Origin of the sequence: Paenibacillus cisolokensis (assembly GCF_050481165.1) — a bacterium.
GTDB lineage: Bacteria > Bacillota > Bacilli > Paenibacillales > Paenibacillaceae > Paenibacillus_AH > Paenibacillus_AH cisolokensis.
In genome coordinates this window covers 72587-79817 of sequence record NZ_JBCNFP010000064.1, presented here as the reverse complement: position 1 = coordinate 79817, position 7231 = coordinate 72587, and the positions used below count along the sequence as shown (strand labels likewise).

Below are 7231 nucleotides of genomic sequence, written 5' to 3'. Positions count from 1 at the left end.
CAAACTATTGTACATCATCCTATCCCTTGTCGAATAACTGCATTCCGTGCAATATCTCCCGGTGTTGAGAGCCGAATTACGTCATTTTGTTGCATGAAATACATCTAAATCGGTACAATCGGGCAAAAATGTCTCCTCCTATGCCGATTAACTGCATTCTGTGCAATGATTTCCGGTATCGAAAGTCGAATGATGCAGTTTTATTGCACAAAATACACCTAAATCGATATAATCGGACAAAATGACCTGCCCTATGCCGAGTAACTGTATCGAGTAACTGTATTCTGTGCAATGATTCCCGGTATTGAAAGTCGAATGACGTAGTTTTATTGCACAAAATACACCTGACTCGATACAATTGGACCGATATCCCCCGCCCCGGCGATCAATCATTGTATTTTATACAATAATTGGCGGCATGCAGGCCTGATGAGCATCTTTTTATTGTATAAAATACACCCAAAATCGGCTTCATCGGCCGCAAAGGTTCCTTCTGATCCGGCAGATCCAATCTTACAGATATTGAAAACCAACTTTCATTCGTTTCCGCCCGGAATAGAGCGATTCAGCAGCCTCCCGCCCGTATTTCGGGTCTGCGTTTGCGTTTCCCCGCGTTGGGATTGCGTTTGCATTTTCCCGCGTTTCGATCTACGTTTGCGTTTAACCCCGCGTTTCACCCTGTTCGGATATTTGTGTTTGTTCCATCATCGTTTGGATACTGCGTTCGTTCCATTATCGTTCAGGTACTGCATTCGTTCCATCATCGCTCTGGTACTGCGTTCGTTCCATCATCGCTCTGGTACTGCGTTCGTTCGTCTTCCCCCCGCCTTCGTCCGCCCGAACTATGGAGCGCCAGCCAGCAGAACAACAAAATCCAGTAGTATCCGTACGACATATCGAAGTCGATGGCGGCATGCGTCAACAGCACGACCGGAACGGCGAGCATTGCCGCGTCGCGTCTGCCTATACGCAGCAGGAATGCGCCCAGCATCGCAAGGAAGACGGCCAGTCCAACCGCACCGAGATCAAGCGCCACGTTCAAGTAACCGTTATGTACCTCGCCGCTGACGTACGGTTCGCGCTGAACCGAGGCGTACTGCGCCCGCCAAGTGCCGCCTCCCTGTCCGAACAGCGGCGCCTCCTTCAGCAGTGTCCAGCCATCCATGTAATAGGCAAGCCTCGCAACAGCCGTCCCGCTGCGTCCTTCCCCTTCCACTCTGACTTCAACGGCGCTCCACACCGTCCAAAAGGCAATACAGAAACCTATCGTGAAAATAGGCCACGCGATCGCCGCCAGACGCCTGGAAGCCGGAACTGCTATCGCCGCAGACTCACCGGGGGTGCCGGCGGCTCCAAGGCCCTCGCCGCACTCGCCCGATACGCTCATGGCGCGGCCGCCCGGCGCGGCGGCTCCGGCGCTCTCGCCACGCTCGCCCGATACGCTCATGGCGCGGCCGCCCGGCGCGGCGGCTCCGGCGCTCTCGCCACGCTCGCCCGTGACGCTCATGGCGCGGCCGTTCGGCGCGGCGGCTCCGGCGCTCTCGCCACGCTCGCCCGCCACGCTCCTGGCGCGGCCGGCCGGCGCGGAGGCTCCGGCGCTATCGCTACGCTCGCCCGATACGCTCATGGCGCGGCCGCCCGGCGCGGCGGCTCCGGCGCGCTCGCCACCCCCGCCCGTCACGCTCCTGGCGCGGCCGGCCGACGCGGCGGCTCCGCCTCCACCTTCGGCGGCAACGGCCGCCAGCTTGCGGTTCAGGCCAAACAACGCCGCGCCTCCAATCGCCAAGGCGGCAACGGCCAAAGCCGCTTCCGCGCCCGGCGGCGCGGAGCGCCACAGGCCGGCTATGCCGCCGCCGCTTGCCGCCTCTCCGTAACCGGCGGCGGCATGGCCGGGCCCGGCGGCGAGCGCCAGCCGGTAGCCGATTGCGCCGGCGGCGGCCAGCGAGCCGCTGCAAGCTAGCCAGCGCAGCCGTTCTTCGCTGCGATGCAGAAGCAGGCCGGCCAGCCAGCCGACGGCAAAGGCAAGCCATGCTCCGCGGGACTCGGTCAGCAGCATAGCGGCAAAGCAGAACGGAGCGGTACAAGCCGACCAGGCAGAGGCCGCAGCCCTGCGTTCCCGGACAAGCAGCGCGAGCTGCCACAAGACGAACGCGCCTGCCGCCGCCCCATACATGTTCGGGTATTGAAAGAAACCGCCAAGCCGCGCCCCGGTCGCCGACAACCGCTCGTCTCCGGAAAGCATGACCATCCCGGGATGTTGCATCCAGCCGAACCAGCCGGCCAGGCCGCCGGCGGCAAGCAGCGCTCCGGCCAGCTGCAGGCTGGCTGCAAGCCAAAGGCGAAACCGGCCGTCCTCGAGAAACATCAGGACAACTAGCAGAAAGCCCGCATAGGCCGACCAGCGCAGCCCCTGTTCGATCGTCGCCTGCCAGGACGCCGGCCCCCGAAGCAGCGAAAGCGCATAAAGCGCGGAGACGCCAAGAGGCCCGGCCGCGGCGGCATAATGGCTCAGCGCGGCCTTCCTTCGCTCCCCGCTTAACCGCCCTTTAAGCCGCGCAAGCCGCCATGCCATCCCGCATGCCGCCAGCGCCCCCGCCGCGCTCAGCATCATGCCGATCCGGTAAAACGCCGTTTCGAAGTACAGCCCGCTGCGGAACATGGCAACCGCGAGCACCGCCGCAATCCAGAAGGCGGCAGCCGCCCGAATGACGACGGACAACGCCATCGCCTCCTTCTCTATCATCATACCTGCCGCATATTGTTATAGCTTATAGTTTTTCCATATTTGCGGAGCGGCAGACCCGCCCAATGCCCCCAAGCCGGACCGGCAGCACGCAAAACTTTTTCCTCCCCCTCGTCGTTCTTTTTCATGTATGAACACTGGCAGGAGGAACGACATGATCGAACTGAACCGACTCAAACACTCGTTTACGCTCGGCCGCAAAGGCAACGAAAGGCGCGTCCCGGTGCTGCGCGGCATCGACATGCGTGTCGGCAAGGGAGAAATCGCCACGCTCGTCGGCCGGAGCGGGTCCGGCAAGTCGACGCTGCTGCACCTGATCGGCGGCTTTCTTCGCCCGACGGAAGGCTCCATCCGCATCGGCGGGCAAGACGTCACCGCGTTTACCGAAGGACAATGGGCCGATTTCCGGCTGTCGCATATCGGCTTTGTCTTTCAGAATTTTCAACTTATTCCCGGCATGACCGCCTATGAAAATATCGAGCTTCCCCTGGTGCTCCGCGGCCTTTCAGCAAGCGTGCGGCGCAATCGCGTCAAGGAGGCGATGGAGCGGCTCGGCATCGCGGATTACGCCGACCATTATCCCGCCGAACTGTCGGGCGGACAGCAGCAGCGCGTCGGCATCGCCCGCGCGCTCATTCTCGATCCGCCGCTGCTGCTGGCGGACGAGCCTACGGGCAGCCTGGACAGCGAAAACGAAGAGCAATTTCTGCGGCTGCTGCGCGAGCTGAACGAAGAGCGCGGCCTCACGCTGCTTGTCATTACCCATGACGAGCGAGTCGCCGCTATCGGCAGCCGCCGGTTTCGCATGGAAGACGGCCTTCTGTCGGAAATCGCCGCCGAAGCCGAAAAGGAGGAAGCGCTGCGATGAAAATGGCCGATAAAATCCGGTTCGTCAGGCAGAACATGAAGAAGAACAAATCGCGCATTTTCATGACCGTGCTCGCGACGGCGATCGGCTGCGCGTTTCTGATCATGATCGCGTCCGTCGCCTTCGGCCTGCAGAAGAGCTTTGTCGACGAGCTGCTCCGGGACCGGCTGCTGACCGAAATCGATCTGTACAACAGCATGAAAGACGGCGAGCCTTCCCCGATCACCGCGGAAGATGTGCGCCGGATCAGCGCCATGGAAAGGGTCAAGGCGGTCACGACCCATTATATGAAAAGCGGAGAAGTGGAGCTCGACGGTTTTGAGACGATGACAACGCTCGTCTTTACCGATTTCGAACAGGAGAAAGCCGCCAACCTGGAGCTTGAAGAAGGCCGTATGCCGGAGTCGGGCAGCGAGATTGTCGTCGGCTACCATCTGGCGGAACATCTGAAAAATAAACAGGGAGCCTCCTATTCGGGCCGTCTGCTCGATGCGGAAGTAACCGTAACGGGGCTGGCGATGGACCCCAAAAAGAACGAAATGATCGAATCCGGCGAAGCCAGACTGAAAGTCGTCGGCATTCTGAAGAAGCCCGCAAACGAAAGGAACATGGAAACGCATGTCATGATCGCCCAGTCGCTGATGCCGTCGTTTTTGCTGCAGGACGAAGATATCGGCAGTCCGCAAGCGAAAGCTTACGCCGCAAGCGCGGAAGTCGTTGCGGCGCTGGCGAAGGAACTGCGCGAACAAGGGTATTCCCTTTATACCGCTGCCGATTCGGTCAACCAAATGGAAACGATCTTCCTTGTCATGAAGATCGGTCTCGTATTTGTCGGCACGATAGCCGTCCTGATCGCCTCCATCGGCATTTACAACACGATGACGATGGCCGTTACCGAACGGGCGCAGGACATCGGGATCATGAAAGCGGTCGGCGCCCATCCCAGGGCGATCCGCAGCATCTTTCTGATCGAGAGCTCCGGCATCGGCGTCATGGGAGCATTGATCGGCACCGTTATAGCTTACGGCCTGAGCGCGGCCGTCAACATCGCGCTGCCGCCGATCATCGCCGCGGCGTTGGACAGCAAGCCGCCGGAAGGCTTTGTATTCTCGTACATTCCGCTTTCCCTGACGCTGCTCAGCGTCGGCATCAGCGTAGGCGTCGCCGTTCTGTCCGGCATGCGCCCCGCCGAGCGGGCGGTTCGCATCGACGTGCTTCGCGCGCTGCGCCGGGATATATAGCGCCACAACGCCGGCATAAACCGTCACAGCGCCCGCATAAACCGTCACAGCATCGGCATAAACCGTCACAGCATCGGCATAAACCGTCACAGCGCCCGCATAAACCGTCACAGCATCGGCATAAACGACGGGAAGCGCGCTCCCCCTAACCGGAGGATGCGCGCTTCCCGTCGTTTTGTTGCTTCATCTGATAATATGCCGCCACCTGCTCCCGCAGGATGAACGCCCGGAGCGAACGTACCTGCTCCTCCCGCATTTCCCCGAAACGGGCGCCGTAATAAACCGTGCCGCCCGACCGGACTTCGCGAATAATCTCCAGCAGACAATCGAGCTCAAACCCCGGGTACAATACGGCTTCGACCCAGTCGCCCGGACATAACGACCAGCTGCCCGCATGAACCTGGAAGCCGATTCCGTCCAGGCTCATATTGACGACTTCCATTTCACCGCCTTCCGCATCCGGCGTGTTGCCGTCATTCCCGGCATCCTCCGGCTCCTCCGCATCCGCATCGTTCATCAGCGCTTCCAAACGCCGGACCAGCCCCTCGTCCAGTCTGTCGACCTGCAGTTCTTTCGCCCATTTGCGATGAAGCTTTTCCGCCTTCGACAGCGGCTCGGGCGATTGCTCCGGCTTCCGCAGCAGCCTGCCCTTGACCGATACGGAAATGCGGGGCGCCTTGCGCTTCTCATTGTGCAAATTGAATGCGCCCGGCGGCAGAATGACCGCGATGGAGCCTTCCGCCATCCCGATGACCGACGTTCGCAGCCGATATTTGGTCGAAGATGCATAGACGGTCAGCTGAACGCGTTCGCCAAGCTTGAACCGGTCGAATTCTTGCAGTTCGACCTCCAGCAAATCGCCTTCCAGATAGGTCAGCGTGCCTGCCGCTACATAGCCCTGCTTCTCGACGACGGTTTTGCTTTGCAGAAGCAGGGATGGAGTGACCCAATGATCGTGATTCACCGAACAGTATTCTCCTTTCGTGCGGGGAAACGCGGGCAGAATGCAAAAAAAGCCGCTATCCTGCAAGAAGCCGCCTTAAGTTCCCCTATCAAATAGAGACTCGATTTCGGTAGCCAGGCTGTCGATATCCGACGCTCGGTTGCACGTTCGGACTTAGACCCTGTAGCTTTGCGTCCCTGCCTTTCGACAGGTTTGCCTTTGTCGCGCTCGTATTCGGTTGTCGTCGTTACAGTTCTTTCACAATCATAATATGGAGCTCGTCCTGCAAATCGATATCGTAAGCCTCTTTGGGTATCGACCCGTCGGCTTCCTGCACGATGCGCACCTTCGGACGGTGGCTCGCCAGCGGATTGTTGGCCGATACGACCCCGACCTGACCGGTATTCAGCAGCACAGTCGTTGCCACGGGATAAATGGAGATATTGCGGCAAAACAGCTTGATCAGATCGAGATCGAAATAGGTATTGCCTGCCGCGAACAAAAACTCGATCGTCTCCGACGGCGTGTACCGCTTGCGGTGCGGTCTCGGCGACGTCAACGCATCGTAGACGTCCGCGATCGCGACGATCTGCGCGTAGATATGCGTCTCCTCGCTGCGCAGTCCGCGGGGATATCCCGATCCGTCATAGCGCTCGTGATGCTGCAAAGCGCAGTGCGCGGACAGCAGCGATATATCGTGATGTTTGCGGAGGATGTCAAATCCGGCCGTCGGATGCTGCTCCACGATCGCACGTTCCGCTTCGCTCAGCGGCCCCTCCTTGTCGAGCAGTTCTTTCGGCACTTGCGTCATGCCGATGTCGAACAGCATGGCCCCGACGCCAAGCTCTTCCATCTGACTGCGGTTGAACCCTTTGGCCATTCCCATAATGCCGGCAAGAATGGCCACGTTCACGGAATGTTGAAACAGATAGGCGTCCTTCACCTGGATTTGGGAAAGACTGACGAGAAGATGCTCCCGGCCGATCAAATCCTGCATGATTTCTCCGAAAACCTTTCGAAACGTCCGCCCGATTTCCGGCTCGACGGCCCGGCCTTTCGTATAAGGCTGGTCCATCAGCGATGTCATCGTCTTGTAAATCGCTTCGGTCGCCTGCCGTCGGGTATCGTCGCGGATCGCCTCATCGGGCTCGATGCCTTCCGTCGCATCGTCTTCGATGAAAAGCGTGTCGACGCCCAAATTTTGCAGCCTTTGGATAAAGCGGTCGCTCAGTTCCACACCCGCCCCGAGAAGCACGTTGCCGTTTTCCTGCACGACCGGCTTGGCCAGCCGATCTCCCGGCTTGACCAAATTGATATTCAATTTTTTCATAACTTTCGGTTCCCGCCTTTGCAAACGCTCGGTCCCATTATTTCTGGAACTATTGTATCAAATGTACGAGCCTATGGCTATGCAAAAGCTGCGGAGGCCTGTCCGC

General features: G+C 59.4%; 5 protein-coding genes and 1 riboswitch. Of the genes, 2 read left to right on the top strand and 3 right to left on the bottom strand.

Annotated features, from left to right (window positions below):
- Positions 1-760: 760 nt before the first annotated feature.
- Complete coding sequence (locus tag ABEV74_RS11780; RefSeq protein WP_430146222.1) at positions 761-2719, bottom strand: O-antigen ligase family protein; 1959 nt, start codon at positions 2717-2719, stop codon at positions 761-763.
- Positions 2720-2897: 178 nt separating this feature from the next.
- Between ABEV74_RS11780 and ABEV74_RS11775 the strand changes: the two genes are divergently transcribed.
- Both ABEV74_RS11775 and ABEV74_RS11770 read left to right on the top strand, forming a co-directional pair.
- Positions 2898-3611 carry an ABC transporter ATP-binding protein gene (locus ABEV74_RS11775; protein ID WP_430146220.1) on the top strand — a complete coding sequence of 238 codons (714 nt, stop codon included), beginning with the start codon at positions 2898-2900 and terminating at the stop codon, positions 3609-3611.
- The gene (locus ABEV74_RS11770) at positions 3608-4852 is read left to right on the top strand and encodes an ABC transporter permease (protein WP_430146218.1); all 1245 of its coding nucleotides are present in this window, start codon (positions 3608-3610) and stop codon (positions 4850-4852) included. Before ABEV74_RS11775 ends, ABEV74_RS11770 begins: the two co-directional genes overlap by 4 nt.
- Positions 4853-4997: 145 nt before the next feature.
- Here ABEV74_RS11770 and ABEV74_RS11765 read toward each other — a convergent pair whose 3' ends face one another.
- Positions 4998-5816: a PilZ domain-containing protein gene (locus ABEV74_RS11765; protein WP_430146216.1), complete on the bottom strand. Its 819-nt coding sequence runs from the start codon at positions 5814-5816 to the stop codon at positions 4998-5000.
- 105 nt (positions 5817-5921) lie between these two features.
- A riboswitch (cyclic di-GMP riboswitch) is annotated at positions 5922-6023 on the bottom strand.
- Positions 6024-6042: 19 nt separating this feature from the next.
- Positions 6043-7125, bottom strand: a complete 1083-nt coding sequence (locus tag ABEV74_RS11760) for an HD-GYP domain-containing protein (protein WP_062491116.1) — start codon at positions 7123-7125, stop codon at positions 6043-6045.
- Positions 7126-7231 lie beyond the last annotated feature (106 nt).